The organism is Mesorhizobium jarvisii (assembly GCF_003601985.1).
GTDB classification, from domain to species: domain Bacteria; phylum Pseudomonadota; class Alphaproteobacteria; order Rhizobiales; family Rhizobiaceae; genus Mesorhizobium; species Mesorhizobium jarvisii.
In genome coordinates this window covers 53,965-71,342 of record NZ_QZXA01000005.1, presented here as the reverse complement: position 1 = coordinate 71,342, position 17,378 = coordinate 53,965, and the positions used below count along the sequence as shown (strand labels likewise).

20 protein-coding genes and 1 pseudogene are annotated in these 17,378 nt (G+C 57.8%); 8 read left to right on the top strand and 13 right to left on the bottom strand.

Translation table 11 applies throughout. From position 1 onward, the window contains the following. Nucleotides 1–190: 190 nt before the first annotated feature. On the bottom strand, nucleotides 191–412 hold the full coding sequence (locus tag D3242_RS13855; RefSeq protein ID WP_019859955.1) for a hypothetical protein: 222 nt from the start codon (nucleotides 410–412) through the stop codon (nucleotides 191–193). A 645-nt stretch (nucleotides 413–1,057) separates the two neighbouring features. Between D3242_RS13855 and D3242_RS13845 the strand changes: the two genes are divergently transcribed. Beyond that, nucleotides 1,058–1,468, top strand: a complete 411-nt coding sequence (locus D3242_RS13845) for a hypothetical protein (protein ID WP_019859953.1) — start codon at nucleotides 1,058–1,060, stop codon at nucleotides 1,466–1,468. A gap of 210 nt (nucleotides 1,469–1,678) precedes the next feature. Here the strand turns inward: D3242_RS13845 and D3242_RS13840 are convergent, their stop codons facing one another. Next, nucleotides 1,679–1,843: a hypothetical protein gene (locus D3242_RS13840; protein ID WP_019859952.1), complete on the bottom strand. Its 165-nt coding sequence runs from the start codon at nucleotides 1,841–1,843 to the stop codon at nucleotides 1,679–1,681. Between the two features lie 112 nt (nucleotides 1,844–1,955). On the opposite strand from D3242_RS13840, the gene D3242_RS13835 reads away from it, so the two are divergent. The 4 genes from D3242_RS13835 (at nucleotide 1,956) to D3242_RS13820 (ending at nucleotide 3,769) form a co-directional block, all read left to right on the top strand. Then, nucleotides 1,956–2,180, top strand: a complete 225-nt coding sequence (locus D3242_RS13835) for an ATP-dependent DNA ligase (RefSeq protein WP_064982198.1) — start codon at nucleotides 1,956–1,958, stop codon at nucleotides 2,178–2,180. 221 nt (nucleotides 2,181–2,401) lie between these two features. Then, nucleotides 2,402–3,178 carry a class I SAM-dependent DNA methyltransferase gene (locus D3242_RS13830; RefSeq protein WP_064982196.1) on the top strand — a complete coding sequence of 259 codons (777 nt, stop codon included), beginning with the start codon at nucleotides 2,402–2,404 and terminating at the stop codon, nucleotides 3,176–3,178. A 69-nt stretch (nucleotides 3,179–3,247) separates the two neighbouring features. Next, on the top strand, nucleotides 3,248–3,469 hold the full coding sequence (locus tag D3242_RS13825; RefSeq protein WP_064982195.1) for a DUF768 domain-containing protein: 222 nt from the start codon (nucleotides 3,248–3,250) through the stop codon (nucleotides 3,467–3,469). A 75-nt stretch (nucleotides 3,470–3,544) separates the two neighbouring features. Further along, nucleotides 3,545–3,769 carry a hypothetical protein gene (locus D3242_RS13820; protein ID WP_019859949.1) on the top strand — a complete coding sequence of 75 codons (225 nt, stop codon included), beginning with the start codon at nucleotides 3,545–3,547 and terminating at the stop codon, nucleotides 3,767–3,769. A 632-nt stretch (nucleotides 3,770–4,401) separates the two neighbouring features. Here D3242_RS13820 and D3242_RS13815 read toward each other — a convergent pair. Beyond that, nucleotides 4,402–4,593, bottom strand: coding sequence for a hypothetical protein (locus tag D3242_RS13815; RefSeq protein WP_064982193.1), 192 nt, complete (start codon nucleotides 4,591–4,593; stop codon nucleotides 4,402–4,404). A gap of 526 nt (nucleotides 4,594–5,119) precedes the next feature. On the opposite strand from D3242_RS13815, the gene D3242_RS13810 reads away from it, so the two are divergent. Then, the gene (locus D3242_RS13810) at nucleotides 5,120–5,401 is read left to right on the top strand and encodes a hypothetical protein (protein ID WP_027047929.1); all 282 of its coding nucleotides are present in this window, start codon (nucleotides 5,120–5,122) and stop codon (nucleotides 5,399–5,401) included. A gap of 1,042 nt (nucleotides 5,402–6,443) precedes the next feature. On the opposite strand, the gene D3242_RS33275 is transcribed toward D3242_RS13810, so the two are convergent. From D3242_RS33275 to D3242_RS34270, 4 genes and pseudogenes are all read right to left on the bottom strand, one after another. After that, nucleotides 6,444–6,644, bottom strand: coding sequence for a hypothetical protein (locus tag D3242_RS33275; protein WP_147377461.1), 201 nt, complete (start codon nucleotides 6,642–6,644; stop codon nucleotides 6,444–6,446). Between the two features lie 376 nt (nucleotides 6,645–7,020). Next, entirely contained in the window at nucleotides 7,021–7,236 is a 216-nt protein-coding gene (locus tag D3242_RS34365; RefSeq protein ID WP_064982228.1) for a hypothetical protein, read from the bottom strand. Nucleotides 7,237–7,420: 184 nt separating this feature from the next. Next, a complete protein-coding gene (locus D3242_RS34275; protein ID WP_244748429.1) occupies nucleotides 7,421–7,612 on the bottom strand; it encodes an SOS response-associated peptidase family protein in 192 nt (63 codons plus the stop codon). Between the two features lie 82 nt (nucleotides 7,613–7,694). Then, nucleotides 7,695–7,904, bottom strand: a pseudogene (locus D3242_RS34270) (SOS response-associated peptidase family protein); the annotation flags it as partial. 144 nt (nucleotides 7,905–8,048) lie between these two features. Here D3242_RS34270 and D3242_RS34265 point away from each other — a divergent pair. Continuing rightward, nucleotides 8,049–8,180, top strand: coding sequence for a hypothetical protein (locus D3242_RS34265; protein ID WP_020628965.1), 132 nt, complete (start codon nucleotides 8,049–8,051; stop codon nucleotides 8,178–8,180). A gap of 27 nt (nucleotides 8,181–8,207) precedes the next feature. Here D3242_RS34265 and D3242_RS13790 read toward each other — a convergent pair whose 3' ends face one another. Next, on the bottom strand, nucleotides 8,208–9,224 hold the full coding sequence (locus D3242_RS13790) for an ATP-dependent DNA ligase (RefSeq protein ID WP_064982191.1): 1,017 nt from the start codon (nucleotides 9,222–9,224) through the stop codon (nucleotides 8,208–8,210). Between the two features lie 126 nt (nucleotides 9,225–9,350). Next, a complete protein-coding gene (locus tag D3242_RS13785) occupies nucleotides 9,351–9,983 on the bottom strand; it encodes an outer-membrane lipoprotein carrier protein LolA (protein WP_019859938.1) in 633 nt (210 codons plus the stop codon). A 350-nt stretch (nucleotides 9,984–10,333) separates the two neighbouring features. Between D3242_RS13785 and D3242_RS34360 the strand changes: the two genes are divergently transcribed. Continuing rightward, entirely contained in the window at nucleotides 10,334–10,621 is a 288-nt protein-coding gene (locus tag D3242_RS34360) for a hypothetical protein (RefSeq protein ID WP_032920686.1), read from the top strand. 371 nt (nucleotides 10,622–10,992) lie between these two features. On the opposite strand, the gene D3242_RS33505 is transcribed toward D3242_RS34360, so the two are convergent. From D3242_RS33505 to D3242_RS13765, 4 genes are all read right to left on the bottom strand, one after another. Then, nucleotides 10,993–11,154, bottom strand: a complete 162-nt coding sequence (locus D3242_RS33505; RefSeq protein ID WP_155772687.1) for a hypothetical protein — start codon at nucleotides 11,152–11,154, stop codon at nucleotides 10,993–10,995. 48 nt (nucleotides 11,155–11,202) lie between these two features. After that, nucleotides 11,203–15,201: a GAF domain-containing protein gene (locus tag D3242_RS13775; RefSeq protein ID WP_394811848.1), complete on the bottom strand. Its 3,999-nt coding sequence runs from the start codon at nucleotides 15,199–15,201 to the stop codon at nucleotides 11,203–11,205. A 269-nt stretch (nucleotides 15,202–15,470) separates the two neighbouring features. Then, a complete protein-coding gene (locus D3242_RS13770; protein ID WP_064982189.1) occupies nucleotides 15,471–16,532 on the bottom strand; it encodes a YihY/virulence factor BrkB family protein in 1,062 nt (353 codons plus the stop codon). 295 nt (nucleotides 16,533–16,827) lie between these two features. Next, nucleotides 16,828–17,010, bottom strand: a complete 183-nt coding sequence (locus tag D3242_RS13765; RefSeq protein ID WP_010915337.1) for a hypothetical protein — start codon at nucleotides 17,008–17,010, stop codon at nucleotides 16,828–16,830. Nucleotides 17,011–17,378 lie beyond the last annotated feature (368 nt).

The following is a 17,378-nucleotide window of genomic DNA, read 5'->3' as shown; positions in this document are numbered from 1 at the left end:
ATTTTAAACGCTAATCAGCCAATCCGTTGCATATCTGTTGCATGAAATGCGTCGTACAGGCTGCACTAGGCGGCAATCAATCGGCTTTCGATGGCTTTCATGGCAGCGCCATCGGCGGACTTTCGGCAACCATCAGGGATGCGATTCCAAGCTTATAGTGTTTGAAGGAGACGCCCTACCGGTGTTCGTCCTATTGCTTAGTCACCTTGCCATCCTCGCCGGGCTCTAAACTCGGCCCAGAACGGGGAACCCGCGTTTCTTCGGCGATCACCACAAGCGCCTCCAATGTGACTGCGATTCCGGACATCAGCGCGGAAATATCCGTGTTCCCACCGGGCAACGCTAGTTCGCTAGCCCTGCTTTGCATGCTCGCACTCAAGTCCTTGAGTTTCAGCCGCAGGTCGTCGTCCATGTTTACGCTCCGGTTTAGGCCCTCAGAGGAACGCGCTTATGAGCAACCAGTTCCGTTGATTTGTGGCGTTGTGAGCTGTTCAAACCCGCGTATTTCCAGCGGTGGCACTTGAGCCTGAAACAGGTCAACCAAGTGAGCCCGAGGATGCCCCTGACCCCTGCGCGGAACAAATTTCGCCCATACAAGTTAGGAGGTGGTAGTTACGGGGGATTCCGCGATGCTTCTTGCCTTGGACGACGCGAGATCGACGGCTGTATTGGCCGGCAAAGGAGCAGATGCGGAAATCTTCGGCGTGATCGATCTCACCAGTAAAAAGGAAACACGGATCGGCGGCATCAGCTTGGGGTGCGCTATCCAATTCGTCGCCAACGCGTCCGTGCTTGGCTACGATGTTCGCAGTGCAATGGTCCTGTACGGGGAACCTGGAACGCCTAGCTTGAGGGTATGGGACTGCGAACATCTATGGACGCAATATGGTGGCGCTCTGCTCCAGCCATCCGAGCCAGGGAAGGGGCTTGGACAGGCCTAGGCGCGGTTGCGCAACAGCACGCACCGCCGGATTGGCGTTGTTTTTGATTGCATTGCTATTTTAGCAGCCCCTTAATATCGCGCGTTGATTTTCAGCGCTTTTTGGGGAGAAGTGTCATGCCTAAGGTTTCGAATCTCTTTTTTAAAACGGCTGTTGTGTGGCTTATCCTGGGGATCGGCGCCGGCTTGCAGATGGCAATCTCCGGCGACCACGGTTCCTTCCCGGCCCATGCTCACATCAATCTGCTCGGATGGGTCACCAGCGCTATATTCGGTGGGTACTACGCGCTCAACCCGGCTAAGGCGGAGCGGAAAATCGCAATGATCCACTACGGTCTCTATAACGTCGGACTGGTGATCATGCTGCCTGCGCTGTATCTGATGCTGCATGGAGGGTATTCAGCGCTTGAGCCGGTCGTCGCTGCCGGCTCGCTGATGGTGGCTACTGCTGTGCTGATATTTGCCTTTGTGGTTTTCTCCAGCACGAGCGTGCGATCGGTGTCGGGGCTATCTCCAGCCACCCGCTGAGGTCGCCAGAAGCGGCTTGAGCGACGATGCTACCCTTTGGCAACCAACCCTTCGCTGCCCGTTGACCTATGATGGGTTGATCCGTAGCCAGCTGTTGGCCCGCCCTCGGTTCCCATTGCGGGCGGGCTCTTTCTTTGCCCTGTGATCGGCGGTACCCGGCTTGTTACTTTTTCCGAGAAAACTCGAGAATCGTCGCAACGGTTTCGGGGTCTAGAGGCTCGTGCCCTCTTCATGCCAGAAGACTTGGCGTAAGTCGCGCTGATCGACCTTCTGGCCGCAGTTCGGGCAGTTGTAGAAATGGCCCTCTTCGCGGATGAGGACGCCACCGTGCAGCTGGCCGGGAATGAGTGGCACAAGGTCTGATAGCTTCGTCATGGCCGATCGAACCTCGTGTCGCAATAAAAGTTCCGGAATCATTTTAGCATATGCTAATTGAATCGCGGCTTTTACGAGTCAGTGCATACGTCTGAAGTTCATACCGCCGTTGATGCCGACCCTCGACGAATACGAGCTGCTCGGCGTCGAGCGTGAGGCCGGCAAGCCGGCATTTGCCCTGATGGCCGATCGCAAGACCGGCCGCTATGTTGGCTCGGCTTTCGTCAACTCCAGCCGCGCCATCCGGGAGCGGCTGTGGAAACGTGTCCAGGAGTACGCAGGGCCGGCGCCAAAGGCCATGAAGCGGCCAGCGACGCAGTGGGTTAAGCCGGGTTGATCGGCCGTGTGAAGCATCTGCGGGGGGAAGACGACCTCCGCCACGCCTCGCTGCAGGACTTTCGGGAGGAATGAGCACGCGAGGTAGCAATGATCCACCATCCATAGTCGGAATTCTGCTCCCTTTCCTTACATCTTTGTAAGGTCTGCGTCATGTGAACGGATGACGATCGATCAGGACGAGTGAAATCTATTAGCAAGCCCAAAACGGAGGTTGTTGTGATGGGCGGTTCTCATGGTGATGTATTGACCGAGCGGTCACTCGAGGGGAGCGCTTATACCGATTACCGATCGAGCCATCAGAAGCCAGGCTACGGCACCGATTACGCCGAAACCTTCCGTTCCGGCTACTATGCTGCCTTGTGGTCGCGGATCGAACGCCCCCTGGTGGAAGGCATTCTCAGCCCTCTTGGCGGGCCGGTTCGCAGCTGCCTCGACTTCGCGTGCGGCACGGGCCGCGTCGCAGCTGTTGCAGGTCCATTGTTCGGTGAGGTCGTTGGCGTTGACGTCTCTCAATCCATGCTTGCTTGCGCGCGGGTCCCGGGCAACGTCAAGCTGGTGAAAGCCGATCTGACGGTTGCCCCCCTTTCGAGAAGATTCGACGTGGTTACAGCTTTTCGATTCTTCTTGAACGCTGAAGACACTCTTAAGCGGGACGCACTGTCGGCAATTCATGAGCATTTGAACGACGGTGGGTTGCTGGTTTCGAACATCCACATGAACGCAACCTCGCCGATGGGGCTGGTCTACCGCTTTCTCAACCGATTTCAGGGGCGCGTGGTTCGCAGTACGTTGAGCATCCACGCATATCGCCAAATGCTCGTTTCCAACGGGTTTGTCGTCGAACGGGTCATCGGTTATGGGTTTTTGCCGCGACCCGGGTGGCTGTTGCCGACGCTTTGCGAAATGTTGGTCGGGCCTGTTGAGACGATATGCAGGAGAGCTGGCGTCCCAGCACGCTTTGCTCAGAATTTCTTAGTGGTCGCCAGAAAACGATAGTGAAGCGCGCCAGGAAGATCATCGAAATCGACTAACGGAACCGAAGACCGCTCGCGAGCTTAATTCTCGATGAGCTCGCGCGGAATCAACTTCCTAGATCAATGGCTGGCCAACAACGTCCCTGAGACGACCAAGGCCGACGTCATCTCGGTCGACGAACTGACCAATAAGCTGATCGCCGACGCTAAGGCGCTCGGCATCAAGCGGGCAGAGATCGACGAAGAGGTCGACAGCCTCTACCGCACTATCCTCGACGCGATTGTGCATTACGACCCCGGCCTGACCGACTAGCCCTTGTCAGAGAGCTCGATCAGAGGAATATAATCCTCCCGTTGCGGCGACCCTTCATTCAAACGGAGATCGCCAATGGCCAGAACCAAACCTTCCAAGCAGTTATCCCAAGCTGAAATCGAAAGCTTCCTGGTAGCAGCGGAAGCGCTGCACAAGAGCATCGTGAAGCCGCTCATCTCACCTACATGCGATCACTACCGCGCAACGCGAACCCTGCATGAGGTGCTGTTGAAGACGGTGCGAGAAGTGACTGGGAAAGAAGTCGAGTTTGTCCGCTGGTTTGGGGGCGGCTCGGCCTAAGCGTTTTAGCGCCGCCCACTTGAATCAGAATACATCAGTTTTGGCTAAAATACGGAACGTCCAACGAATGTTACCGGAACCAAAGTGGTAACGTCAGACCTTCGCTGGGCAAGGAGCAAGACCTTAGTCTTGCCCATAGATCACCGCTCTTCTGGGGATAGAGGAAAAAGCCCGGCGCGGGGGGCGCAACCGGGCTTTTCCTTCGGTGCACGACAGTGGCGCCTACGATCTTGGCGCCGACGGTCAAATATTAAATTAGAAAGTCTGAATAAGCCGTCGCAGGTTGAACCCTCGCACGGCACACATACCCTCGAATATTGGCGAATGAGGCGCGCTATCGTCTCCGGGAACATTAGCTGTCTCTGAAAGTTGATCAGCGCGGCAGGTGGGGTGCCCTCAATCGCCTTCTTGCCGAAGATCGGTATCCGATCGGCCCGCGCTCTCTCCGCCAGAGGAGTGCGGGCTTTCGACGTTACGGGGCAGCGATGGTCGACAAGCCTGCAACGACAAGACAAGCCGCAACGTTCGATACGGCGAAGGAGATCGGCGACAAGGTGCGGGTCCAGGAGATCACGTCGAAGCCCAGGGCAGTGCTAGGCTAAGCGGTGGTAAGATCTTCCGGCGGCGTGAAATCACCGTTGTCTTAGGTGGCGTTCGAACATCGCCAGCTTGTATTCGTAGCCAATGCGCACCTTCGCCTTGCAGCCGTCGCATTTGAAACTGGCGATCGTTGTTACCCACGAACCCATTTTTTTCGTCGAGTGTGAACAGGCCGGACATTGAAACTCTATCGCCACGTCGCGCAGTTCATTGGACAGGGGCATCGCATCTCTCCGATTGACGAACCGCCGCCCATTTTACGGCAGCGGCAGACGGCCAAGGATCGCGGGACTTGCTGAAGTGTTGGAACGCCGCCCGCTCTGGCAACCTTTAGCGAGGTCTAATGTTCCAGCGCCTCGGAACCAAACCCGCAACACCAGACCTTGTTAACTGCTTCTCTATGACAACCATGCCATTTTGCCTTCTTAGCGAGTTTCCACCCCAGCAACGCGCCGCGCTTCAACGACCCCACATTTGGCGAGGGCACTCGATCCGACCTGCTCGCTCGTTCTGGCTTCTAAGGCAGGCCCGGCCGGCCGATTTCACGATCAAGCTTCGTCCCGCTGGCGTGAACTCAGCGTGATTTTGACAGGGGACACCTAAAGGCGGCTGTCTGCGGCGACCAACCGGCAAGCGTTGGCGCGATTAGTAATTGCCAATTCGTAAGGGCGCAGCCGGGAACCGGTTCGGGCAAATGGACGTTTCTTTTATAGGTCACGTCTTGTTGAATCGTGACAGGAGGATACTCAGATGAACATCAAGAAGCTCACAGTGGGCGCGATTGCCCTTTCCATGATGACCGGTTCGGCTCTTGCCGCTGGCAACACATCTGCACTCGACGATCCGGCAAAGATGTCGCCGTTCTTCACCGATGCCGGCATGAAAACATTGAAGACGGAAAAGGATTTCAAGACCGCATGGGCGGCCATGAAACCCGATGAACAGAAAGCGGTGTTGAAAGATTGCGGCGATACCACGCTCAACAAGTCGCACGCAGATTTCTGCGCCATGGCAAAGAAGATGGGCGGCTGAATCTAGCCGGACGTCGAAGGCGGGCCCAAGGTCCGCCTTCGAGTAATAGCAGAGGAAGCGCTGCACAAGAGCATCATGAAGCCGCTGATATCGCCTACATGTGATCACTACCGGGCAACGCGTGTTCTGCATGAGACTCTGTTGAAGACGGTGCGAGAAGTGACCGGCAAGGAAGTCGAGTTCATTCACTGGTTTGGAGGCGGTTCGGCCTAAGGTATCACCGGCGACGATCCTCCGTTCATCCGATGGAATGGGAACAGGACCTGGCGCGGCCGCCTGCGGCGTAGGTCAACAGGCTTAATTGCGGGATGGCTTACGTAGGGGTAAGTCAATTACGCGGGGAGGAACCCGAGCCCCCACCGCAATGGCCGGTGCGGTGTCCGTCGTGCCCCAACGCCCCCACCGCACCGGCCATTCCCCAACGTTGGCTACAGCCGATCGGAGACAGGAAGCCCGAGGCGTCGTCGTTGGCCTTCGGCGTACGCCAGGGCGAACGAATCCAATTCGAATGATCGGGTCAGTTCTTCGTCGCCATCGACCACACGGACGAACCACTGCCGGAGGCTTCGATCAGCAGGAATCAACCAGAGAAACATCTCAACGAACCAGCGGTTTATCGTTTTCTCAGGTGGCGCTCAAAAATCGCCAGCTTGTCTTCGTAGCCAATCCTCACCTTCGTCTCGCAGCTTTCGCATTTGAAGCTGCCGACCGTTCTCAGCCAGGATCCCTTTCTCACCGTCGGATATGAACAGACCGGACAGTGAAACTCGATCGCTACATCGCGCAGTTCATCGGACAAGGGCATGGCACTTCGTCTCTTCCACTCGGGCAAAACCGGTGCTCAAAACGAATGGAGGAGCCGATGGGTTTCATCGGAATCAGAATTTTCGTACAAGCACTCGCACCAGCCAAGTAGATCGGCGACAGGTGCGGGTCGAGGAGATCAAGCCGACGCCGAAGAAGCGTTGACGGTGCGCGATGGAACATTCGGCGCCGCGTATGGTTTCTGATGCGGCCGAGGCCACCCGCGTCGGCAAGAGCTTCAATCGCCGCCCAGCCTTGAAGGGGCACTTTTGCCGAACTTAGGGTTTTGGTCGCTTGGTACGCCATTGAACGCCGAGCCGGGGCTTTCTTCCGTCTGACTGTTCCATTGCGTTTTTGGCAGTTCGATGAACAATTCAAAGACAGACCATCCCACCGCCATAACAAAAACGGTAGCCGCGATGATTGGAAGGATGCCCATCCGTGGGGGTTTCTCTTCTGAACCATCGGGGGTTATCGAAATCACACTCTGGTCCTGCCACCAACCAACGGATGCCGTGTTAATCCAGCACGCGTCGAAATGTTCCAGGGGGTAAGCTAAAGGCTCCCTTTCGGATGCGCTTGACGATTTCAGGCAACTTTTTGGAGGGCGGGCTCGTAAAGCAATTTAGTCGCCCTGTTATGTCCCTCATGCCGGGGCGGCTGGCTCGCTGAGATTTCGTTGGGGTTATTCTCGGCGAGCCTACATCTCGCATTTTTCGATGATGCCTGCTTCACCGTCGGGAAGCTTGTGGCCCGGCTCCTTCCTAAGCCTCACCCCAGCACCACCGCCATTCATCGGAATCCCGATTAGGACCCTAAAATGGCCTGCCGGCGCGCATCATGGCCCGAGCGATTGCGAGCTGTGTTTCCGTCCTCGCGTTCTCTTTCTGAGTCATATTGTCCGCTGCGATCAGCCGCTTCAGTGACCGCAGCATGCAATCAACGATGGCCTGGAAGCCGGGCTCCATCGCCTCCTGGCAGTCGATGACTCGGTCTGGATAATCGTTCGCTTCTCTTGGTCGACTGATCATCTCACCCCCCGCCAAATAGCTGTCGCCGTGTTCGCGATGTTCGAAACAGACCAATGTGATGGTTGTCGGCTTTGCAAATCCGAACGGCGCGCGCTTCCCGCACACGTCAAACTCGCAGACATGATTTTCGATCCGTCCACTTTGCCGCGCCGCCGTCATGCCTTCGGCAAGCTTGATGGGTCGCTCATAGCGGATTGATCGGTCCGACCAGGGCAGGGTGATCATTCGGCTGCCTGTTTATGACGGTCGAATTGACGTCGCGCCCAACTCGGTTGAACTGCAACTGGCCGTCGATGTCGTGGCTGAGGATATCTTTCAGATATTCCTTCGGCGTCCCCGGGTCGAGCCATGCGTCGTAATAGGCCTGGTCGAGGATTGCCGGCTGCCGGTCGTGGGTTTTTCATTCGGCTCGCCGGCCGGCTGGGGATGATTGTGCAGCTGGCGACATCGAGATTAGTGTTATACGCCCAGAGCCCGACGAACGAAAAAGGCGCGTAGTCCGGCAGGTAGATGTGCCAAGGATCTTTCTTGCCGCCGGCCGACGAGATCGTCCATTCGTAGAAGCCATCGGCCGGGATCAGGCAGCGTTTCGACTTGAATACGTCCCGGAAGGCCGCTGCGGTATCGATGCCTTCAATCCTGGCGTTGAACATGGCCGCCTTAGGCATCTCTTTTTCCCAGAACAGAACAAGCCACCAGCGGCCCTCGCACAAGCTATGGCTGCCGTTTTCGACGGCGCTGACCTCGACTCAAACGATTGGAACATTAGCGATCCTTAAGGGTTGTCTCGGAGAACCCTTTTGGTGGAACCCATGGCCGAGCTGACATTCGCTTTCGTTTATTATTTAGGGCTGACGGGCAGCGATATGGTCGGCGCTGCCGTGTCATTAGCGGCGGGCCTGCTTGTCTATAACGCCATGCGCGAAGATCAGCCACATCGATAGTGCACCCGGCGCACCAGTAGGCTTCGACTATTCTATCTGCCCAAACGTACATTGGCTTGGCTCCTTGTCCGGGCGCCAGCGCAAAAGCTTCGTTCCATGCCGGAAGCGGTTGCCGGTGACCTGGTCGAAGCGAACCTCCACGACCAGCTCCGGTCTGACCGGCTCCCATTCGCCACTACGCTCGGTGCTCCAGCGGCTCGGGCCGCCCGGCGCCTTGCCGGTGAAGCCGGATCCGCCAAGCAGATGTCCCAGCCTTTGCGTCAGCACCGCACGCTCGTCATTGGCGATGGTTGATGTGAAGCCGACATGGTCGAGCAGACCATCGCCATTGTATAGCCCGAGCAGCAGCGATCCAACCTGTCGTTTGCCCTTTTGATAGCGGAACCCACCCACTACGCAGTCGGCCGTGCGCAGGGGCTTTACCTTCACCATCGCACGTTCGCCCGGCTTGTAGGGATCGTTGAGCAGCTTGGCCACGACGCCGTCCGTGGCACCGCCGGTACCAGCACCCTTCAACCACTTGTCCGCCGTCGCCAGGCTCGTGGTGGCCGGCGAAAGCCGCAAGGTCTTGGTCTTTGCCTTGGCAACCAAGTCTTCAGCTTCTGCGCGCCGATCGTGCAATGGCAGTTCGACCAGCAGCCGACCTCCCGGGGCCACAAGCATGTCGAAGACGACCAGCTGCGCGGGAGTTTCTCGACTGAGCTTGCGGATGCGGCTCTCTGCGGGATGAAGCCGCATCTGCAGCGCGTCGAAAGAGGCACGGTCCTCGATCTCCACTATGATTTCACCGTCGATGACGAATTCGGTTGCCGCAAGCGCACTCAAGGCCGCCATCAGTTCTGGAAAATAGCGACCGAGCGGTTTGCCGGATTTTGCCCTGAGGTCGACAGCCTTGCCGCTCTTGAAGCCGATGCAGCGGAAGCCATCCCATTTCGGTTCGTACTGCCAGAGACCGTCTTCTCGCGGCAACGCCTCCGCCGTGCGTGCCTCCATAGGCTGCGTGTTCAAGGGTAAGGGAAACTCGACGTCAGATGCCGTTACCATTGCTCTTCCGTATTGCGATGGGGCAGGTTGCCGACGCCCGCTTTTCGTTCCATTGACTGGCTGTCGAGCGATTTCGGCGGGCCTCTCCTCGATCGACGTGGAGTGACAAGCGCAAAAGACTAGCAGCTATTTCGTTGTGGTGTTGAATTCACGATTTGCAGCGTAGTTGATCATGAAGGTGCCTGGAGGGGCACGAACGCCTTCCCTCACATTCGAGAGAGTGACTGTCGTGCTCTGTCCTCTTTCGTCGGTGATGCTCCATCTGCGCAGATCGAGTGATTTCCTATCGAAGACCATAGTGATGTTCGAGTTTCCGAAGGCCGACTTGTCGGCCAGCTTGATGGTAACCTGGGCGCCATCGTCTTTGATGCCTTTGAGGCGATTGCCAGAGAATTTGACCTTGTCGTCCAGTAGAAGCTTGAGCGGCGTCTTCGAAAGAGCATAGAGGCGCGATGTCTTCAGCTTTTTGTTGTAGATTACGACGGATTGTCCATCTGCGATTAAGCTGATCCCTGATTGGCCGGTATAATTGAACCGAATCTTTCCCGGGCGTTGGAGAAAAAATCTACCGCTGGTCTTTTCACCTCTTGGGTCAGACTGGACGAAGTCCCCGGACATGGATTTTACGGATGAGAAGTGGTCGGCAATCGCCACCGCATCTACAGGCGCGGCCGAGACCGCAGGGGTAAGTTCGAAATTTATCGCGCTAGCGCTGACGACCACAAAGCAGAAAGCCAGCAATCTCCTGATCTTTTCCATTCACGTATCCAACTTCAAGCGGGTGCTTGATCGAAACAGATGGGGCTCCAGCGCAAATCTGGTCTTGCCGATTGCGATACAATGCCCGGCTTCGCTGGCGTGCCGAAGACAGCTGGATGGCTCTCGGACCGCTCCGCCAGCAACCGCCGCCTATTGAGCCGCCGCCCTGCTGCGCACCCAAGCTCCCGGCGAAGAACATGGTGACCAGCGCCATGGAGTCGGTTTCGTGCTGCTTTCGCGGCCGCTCCACTCACTAAATCGTACGTGCGTGATGCCCGGCTCTCCAGTTTGAGAGCCGGGCCAAAAGGCTTCGGTCAATATCCGTTGTTGTCCTCCTGCTGAATGACAACGTGGCGGTGACGATGGTGCGATCTATCCATCGGCCCTCGGATAATGACGGCGTCGGAGCGGTGATGACGGCGGCCGTGGTCGTAGAATGCAATATCCCCATGGCGGCGGTGATGGAGACGATGTCCTTCACGGTAGACAACCACGCGGTCATTGTTCCAGTGATGGTGTCGGTGATGTCGATGAGTCTGGACTACGATCGTGTCGGCCGAGGCCACGGACGGTACGAGAAGGCACAGTGCCAAAGCACCAAGTATGACGGCTTTCATTTAAGATCCTCAACTAATTAAGACGGCCCTTCGCCAGCTTAACATTGTGCGATCGCTTTGGTTCCGACATGAAAAGCGTGCGCAGGCTGTTCTTGCCGAACTTTGGATGCTCATGATGGAGAGCCAAAACGCGGAGGCCTCTTAACAAGCTGACTTATGAACAGCAGCGTCGAAAGTCCGTCTGCGGTAACTGTGCCGAGACAAAGATTCCTGTCGATTCCCCCACCGAAGCGAGGGCAATCAGTTTGGATCACCGTTTCAGCAGAAACCGTTGGAGAGCCGCCACGTAGCCCGGCCTTTTATATCCGAGTCACACACGCAATTCCGGCCACTCAAATATTGCAACATTAGGCACTCGGCGTCGGGGGTGCCGCGGAGGCGTTCCTGCCAGATCACTGGTTGATGGAAACGAGGACTGCCTTGCAGAGATCTTCAAGGGCCCGTGGCAAGACATCAAAGCTGTTGTGCAAACATTCCAGAAGCTGGCTCAGCTTCCAGGCTTCCTCGGTCACGATCCGGCACTGTTCGGGCAATGGGAGATCGCCGGCGGCCATGGAAGCGCCGAGCGCGTCAAGCTTCGAGATCAGCTCGGCTGGTGGGCACTATGAAGGATCGTCGAGAATCGTCCTCACCTTTTCGGCAAGGTCTTCAAGGCTGAAAGGCTTAGGCAAAAGCTGCGTTCCAGGATCGAGGATTCCGTTGTGCACGATGGCGTTGCGCGTGTAGCCCGTGGTGTAGAGAACCTTGAGCTTGGGATTGCCCCTGCGCAAGATATCCACCAACTGACGTCCGGACATCTCCGGCATAACCACGTCGGTGAAGAGCAGGGACAATTGCTGTCCAGCTTCAATCATCTTGATCGCTTCGTTAGGACCACTGGCTTCGACGACCGTATAGCCAAGTTCGCGCAATGCTTCGGCCGATACTGCGCGGACGCGATCCTCGTCTTCAACCACCATGACGATTTCGCTTGGCACGCCGCCATCTATCGACCTTGATTTGAGCTCGGGAGAATCCTGCTCGGTGCCGCCATAATGCCGTGGCAGATAGATCTTGATCGTCGTGCCAACGCCGGGCTCGGAGTATATTCTTACGTTGCCGCCAGATTGCCGGACAAAACCGTAAACCTGGCTGAGGCCAAGCCCGGTGCCCTTGCCAACGCCCTTGGTCGTGTAGAAGGGATCGAAGGCCTTGGCGAGGACGTCCGTGGTCATACCAGTGCCGGTATCGGTAACTGCAATCAGCACGAATTGTCCGGCCGCAATGGCGGACTCACGAGCGTATCGCTCATCGACATAGGCGTTCGACGTCTCGATGGTCAGCTTACCGCCGTTGGGCATGGCGTCGCGTGCGTTGACCGACAGGTTGAGCAGGGCACTTTCAAGCTGACTGGGATCGGCCTTGACCTGCCAGAGGCCGGCTCCGAACGCCGTCTCGACCTTGATCGTTTCCCCAAGTGTGCGCATCAACAGCTCGGTCATTCCGCCGACCAGGCGGTTGGCGTTGATAGGCTCCGGCTTGAGCGGTTGTTGTCGTGAGAAGGCCAGCAGCCGCTGGGTGAGGGCGGCGGCGCGGTGGGCCCCATCCATGGCGCCTTCGACAAACCGACCGACGTCTGTCTCACCTTTGGACAATTTGCGCTGAAGCAGATTGAGCCCACCGATGATGACGGCAAGCATGTTGTTGAAGTCGTGCGCAATGCCACCTGTCAACTGACCGACCGCATCCATCTTTTGAACCTGCCGCAGCTGTTCCTCTGCCTTCGAACGTTCCGCCACTTCGTCGATGACGCGTTGTTCCAGCGTGGAGTTGAGCGTCTGCAGTGCGGCCTCGGCACGCCGCCTTTCAGACAGCTCGCGTTCGGCTGACTGGAAGAGGCGGGCATTGTCGATCGCGGTTGCGGCATGGCCGGCGATGCCCAGAAGGGCACTTTCGTGTTCAGGACCAAACTTGCCGGTCTCCGCGTGTCCGAAGAACAAACCGCCTAGCACTTCGCCGGAGTTCGACACGACTGGCACGGCCAGATAGGAGCGAACCGGGAGATGGCCTTCCGGCATGCCCTTGTGCGGCGCATTCTTGCCGTACCGCCGATCCTTGAGGATATCGTCCGACCGAACGACGCCTTTCCCGAGGAAAGTCGGTTCGAACACCGCGGTCGCACGTGGCATGGGGTAATTCTGGAAGGCCGAGCGCGGAGCGCCTGACAGGGCATAGAGCATGTAGCTGCCGCCCTGAGCGTCGAGCACGTTGTAGAAGAAAGCCCCAAACTGGGCTCCGGAAAGCTCGACGCCGGCATCGGTGGTGATTTGCACGATCTTGTCGAGATCGAGTTCCGCAGCGACCGCCGCGCCGGTATCGTTCATGATCTTGAGGTGGCGCTCTGCTTTTTTGCGATCCGAAATGTCGATAACCGTGCCGATAAATCGAACGGCCTTGCTGGCTTCGAAAATGGCATGGCCGCTCGCCGCCACCCAACGCTCTATCCTGTCCTCCAGGCCAATTGTTCGGTACTCGATGTTAAATCCTTCAAGACTGTCTGGAGCGATTGCTCGCCGGACCGCCTCATCTGCCCGGATACGGTCATCTGGATGGAGGCCGGCGATGAAGGAGCCCTCATAGGTAACCTCATCGTCCGACGTAATGCCGAACAACGCCCGGCATTGTGCGTCCCACCGCAAATGGTCAGCGACCGGGTCGTAATCCCAGATGCCGATTGCGGCCGCCTGGGTAGCCAGGCTCAAGCGTTCCGCGGTCTCGGCAGCGCTCTGATCCGACCTCACCCTTTCTATATGCGCCCACGACCGCTCCGTTACCTCTGTGAGAAGTGCAAGCTCATTCTGAGTCCAGACCCGCGGAGCGCTGTCGTGGATCGCCATCAGCGCGGTCAGGCGCCCCTCCTTGACAAGGGGCATGCAGATGGTGGCGGCGATGCCGATGCCCTGGAACGTCGCGGCTTCTTCGAGCGGCAACTCGACGTGATTGTCGTTGACGATCAGAGGCAGGCCCTGATGGAGCTTGCCCACGGCGAGCTGGCCAAAATCCCGAAGACTGTAGTAGCCGACGATGCTCGAAGACCCTTGCCGGTGCCAGTCTCCCCGGATCGTGAAGTGGTCCTGGTCAGGCTCCATATCGGCATAGGCACAGATTGCGACGCCGAGATACTCGCCAAGCATCCTAGTCGTGATCTCGAGCACCGCGTCCGCGTCCGAACTTTTCGAGGTTTCTTTCCCCAGTGCGTCGAGGAAGCGCAAGCGAGCTTCATTCTGTCGCAACTCCGCCTGCGCGCGCCGTCGTTCGACTGCGGTACGCGTTCGCTCCGCCATCTCGCGAACGAATTCGATCTCTTCTGTCGACCAGGATCTGGGCCTGTTGTGATTGAGGTAGAGCAGGGCCACAAAGCCAGCCCGTTCGGTGACCGGCATGTTGATCAGGGATTGAGCGCTGATCGCTTTCAGTGCCTCTGGGTTCTGGCTTGTCCGCGGATCTGTGTCAGCATCCTCAAGGACAACAGTGATGCCGCGCTTCAGGTCATCGATATACGTGCCGTAGTCGCGGAAATGCAGCACCCCGGCCAAACTCTTGATCCCCGGGGCGTTCCAGTCGCGTTCGATGGAGATGGTCTCGTTCGCGAGATCGATCGTTCCATATCCGGCCCGGCTTACATCCAGTTCCCGTCCAATGATTTCGGCTGCGGCGTAGGCCAGGTCGTCAGGGTCTTCGACCAGCCGCACGAGGTCCCCAAGCTCAGCGAGCGCAGCACTCCGCTTTCTCGCACGAAATGTCTCGGTGACGTCAAACCCTTCGCAGAATATCCCTGTGATGAGGTTCCCGCCGTCGTAGAGGGGAGCGTAGATAAACGTCAGGTGGCGCGTCTCCTCCGGACTATCCGCCGAGCGGCGAAATCGGACCGGAAGGCCCTGCGCTTCAAACGTCGTACCGCTGCGGAAGACGTCGTCGAGGCGTTCAAAAAAACCTTGTCCCTCCAGGCTGGGAACGGCATCTCGAATGGGTCTCGAGAGCCAATCACCGCTGTTGAAAACCTGGCGATGGGCGTCATTCACGAATTCAACGACATGGTCGCGACCGCGCATGATAATGATGAAGCCTGGTGCTTGTTCGAACAGATGGATCTGACGTTCAGCAGCGAGGCGTTCGCGCTTTTCGGCCAGAAATCGATCCGTGGTTTCCGTGCAGACGCCAAACAGACCGCCGGTCGTCCCAGTCTCCGGCTGCGTTATGGGGTTGTAGGAGAACGCGAAATGGGTCTCTTCCGGCGCACCGTGCTTGTCGATTCGGATCTCAATGTCGTCCATATGTACAGATTGGCCCTGGTAAACCAGATCAAACATCGGGCCGATCGTCTCCCATGCCTCTGCCCAGACCTGTTGGCTGGGCAGCCCGAGAGCGGTCGGGTGCTTGCGGCCAAGGATAGGGATGAAGGCATCGTTGTAGAGCCAGATGCGGTCCTGGCCCCAGACGACGAACATAGGTTGTGCAGAGCCTAGAATGAGATCGACGAGTGTCTTCAGCTCTGTGGGCCATGAAGAGACCGGCCCGATAGATGTAGCGCCCCAACCAAACGAACCGATACGCTCAGCCATGTCTCCGGCGCTGCGAAACGCGGCGCTCGCCCTGTCCTTGCTGGATGGTCCCAAGATATCCCCCGAAATATCGAACCGGACAAAACGGCGGAACTCGGTTTTGGTTGCACGGCAAGGTAGGGCAGCGGGCGCCGCATGAAAGCAGACGCGGTATCGACATCGCTGTTCAATTTTTCCTTGAAAGCACGTTGTCTCAGGTGACCCAGCAGACCAGGCGCTGACAGGACCCGAACACGCATTCTCGCTGACAGTGCGTGTTCGTTAGATAGTCAGTCTGCGGTTTTGCCCAAAGTGTCCGCTACCACGGCACCCCGCTTGCCCATGGGCAGTGGAGGGCCGGTGGTCGAGTCCACCGCTGTCTGGTGCTCCATCTCGGCATTGATGGCTGCGCCAGCAATGAGGATGATGACGGAAATCCACGTCCACATCATCAAACCGACAACAGCGCCGAGCGACCCGTAGGTGGCGTTGTAGTTGGCAAAATGCTGCAGATAGAACGAGAACAGCCACGACGCTGCGATCCATGCTGCGGTCGCAATCAAGGCGCCCCAACTCAGCCAGCGCCACTTGGCGCGTTCGCGGCTCGGTCCGAAGCGATAAAGCAGGGATATTCCGGTCAGCATCGCGGCGACCAGGATCGGCCACCGGGATACTGCGACAAGCGTCTCTGTCCACGCATCAAGATAGAAATAGCGCAAAAGTGCGGGAACGACGCCCACGGTCAGGAGCAGCACGATGCCGATAAGCAACGCTCCGACGGTGAACAGAATCGACATCAGGTTGAGCGTGATGAAGCTGCGTTTCTCCCGTTCCTCATAGGCGATGTTCATCGCATCAAAGAGGGCCTTCATGCCGCTGTTGGAACTCCACAGTGCGATAGCAAGGCCGATGAAGAAGCCTATGCCAAGAGCACCGGGCTTCTGCATGGCCAAGGCTTGCAGCTGACCTCGAATGAGGTCCAGCCCCCCTGACGGAAGCAATCCGCCGAGATATGCGACATGGTCCGCAACCGTAACCGGGTCCGCGACAAAGCCATAAATTGAAATGAACGCAGCCAAAGCCGGGAAGAGCGCCAGCAGCAAGTAGAACGTGGCACCGGCCGCGACGAGCAGAACCCGGTCCTTGTTGAATTCCTCCCACAGGCGCCAGAAAATATCCTTCCAGCCTAGGGCTGGTATCTGGGATGGCCACGCCGCGTCTCGCCCGCGATCGCCATCCTCTGATCTCAGAGCCGCCTTGCTCTGTTCAGTTGTTGATGCAGCGCGACTTGCGGCTTCTCCGTCGATCAACGACGCATCATTGCCGGGTGCTGTCCTCACTTTGCGCCACATTCGGCCAGAACTCTATGGCGAGCGACCAGTGGGCTGCCACGACCCGGGCCTGGGTTGCGGTCGAGCGCTTCCACCAATTCGCCTCCTAATGCCCTGACTCATGTCCTCAACGTCGTGAGCGGCAAAGCTGTTCCCGCTACGCCTCAAAGAGCGACCACGTCGTCGGGCTGCAGAATGATTTTCGGCAGGCGAGCGTTGAGTGAAGCCGATCTCACATCGAGGCGGTGCTCGAGGAAGCTACCGCTCAGATCGTCAACCGAACGGCTCACTTTTTCGGCGCGTGAAACATCCGCGGTCAGTTGGCGGACTTCTTCTTGGCCGCCGCTGGATTTTGACCGGTCGCCGCCGACGTCTTGGCGTCCTTGGAATGAGCCGCGATAGCTGGGCCGGCGCCGGTTGCCTTGCGCATGTCTCCACTCGATTTGTCGGCTGGCGCCTTGCGACCCAGGCCGGAGAAGAATCTGCTGAAAAAGCCCATGTCATACTCCTGTTCGCGCCCTGAGACGCCGATGCGTTGATTGTTCGGATGAGCCTGGCGAACAATTGACCGAGGCTTCTACAACGCGATGAACCCGTTAAGCCGCATCTGCTGCGACGTTGACCGCCGACTCCGCGAGCTTGGTAAGCGCGACGTGCGTCCTCCTGGTTTGTTGCCTTCTCAATCAAGGCACAGGGGGAACTTCACGCTTGCCGACTGGTTCCGGCATGAAAGCCAAAAAGCGACGTCAGGATGTTGAAGCGGCCCATCCAACCGACGCGCCTTTCGGACAGCTAGGTTGACGGGAAGTCAAAGGCAGGCAGGAATGACTGTGAGTTATGAACTAGGATCACATACGAGCGGTGCGT

Bases quoted from the DNA above. Each gene is read 5' to 3' on its own strand.
- D3242_RS13855 (WP_019859955.1), bottom strand. From the start codon at position 412: ATGGACGACGACCTGCGGCTGAAACTCAAGGACTTGAGTGCGAGCATG.
- D3242_RS13845 (WP_019859953.1), top strand. From the start codon at position 1,058: ATGCCTAAGGTTTCGAATCTCTTTTTTAAAACGGCTGTTGTGTGGCTT.
- D3242_RS13840 (WP_019859952.1), bottom strand. From the start codon at position 1,843: ATGACGAAGCTATCAGACCTTGTGCCACTCATTCCCGGCCAGCTGCAC.
- D3242_RS13835 (WP_064982198.1), top strand. From the start codon at position 1,956: ATGCCGACCCTCGACGAATACGAGCTGCTCGGCGTCGAGCGTGAGGCC.
- D3242_RS13830 (WP_064982196.1), top strand. From the start codon at position 2,402: ATGGGCGGTTCTCATGGTGATGTATTGACCGAGCGGTCACTCGAGGGG.
- D3242_RS13825 (WP_064982195.1), top strand. From the start codon at position 3,248: ATGAGCTCGCGCGGAATCAACTTCCTAGATCAATGGCTGGCCAACAAC.
- D3242_RS13820 (WP_019859949.1), top strand. From the start codon at position 3,545: ATGGCCAGAACCAAACCTTCCAAGCAGTTATCCCAAGCTGAAATCGAA.
- D3242_RS13815 (WP_064982193.1), bottom strand. From the start codon at position 4,593: ATGCCCCTGTCCAATGAACTGCGCGACGTGGCGATAGAGTTTCAATGT.
- D3242_RS13810 (WP_027047929.1), top strand. From the start codon at position 5,120: ATGAACATCAAGAAGCTCACAGTGGGCGCGATTGCCCTTTCCATGATG.
- D3242_RS33275 (WP_147377461.1), bottom strand. From the start codon at position 6,644: ATGGGCATCCTTCCAATCATCGCGGCTACCGTTTTTGTTATGGCGGTG.
- D3242_RS34365 (WP_064982228.1), bottom strand. From the start codon at position 7,236: ATGATCAGTCGACCAAGAGAAGCGAACGATTATCCAGACCGAGTCATC.
- D3242_RS34265 (WP_020628965.1), top strand. From the start codon at position 8,049: ATGGCCGAGCTGACATTCGCTTTCGTTTATTATTTAGGGCTGACGGGC.
- D3242_RS13790 (WP_064982191.1), bottom strand. From the start codon at position 9,224: ATGGTAACGGCATCTGACGTCGAGTTTCCCTTACCCTTGAACACGCAG.
- D3242_RS13785 (WP_019859938.1), bottom strand. From the start codon at position 9,983: ATGGAAAAGATCAGGAGATTGCTGGCTTTCTGCTTTGTGGTCGTCAGC.
- D3242_RS33505 (WP_155772687.1), bottom strand. From the start codon at position 11,154: ATGGCCGCCGGCGATCTCCCATTGCCCGAACAGTGCCGGATCGTGACC.
- D3242_RS13775 (WP_394811848.1), bottom strand. From the start codon at position 15,201: ATGGCTGAGCGTATCGGTTCGTTTGGTTGGGGCGCTACATCTATCGGG.
- D3242_RS13770 (WP_064982189.1), bottom strand. From the start codon at position 16,532: ATGTGGCGCAAAGTGAGGACAGCACCCGGCAATGATGCGTCGTTGATC.
- D3242_RS13765 (WP_010915337.1), bottom strand. From the start codon at position 17,010: ATGGGCTTTTTCAGCAGATTCTTCTCCGGCCTGGGTCGCAAGGCGCCA.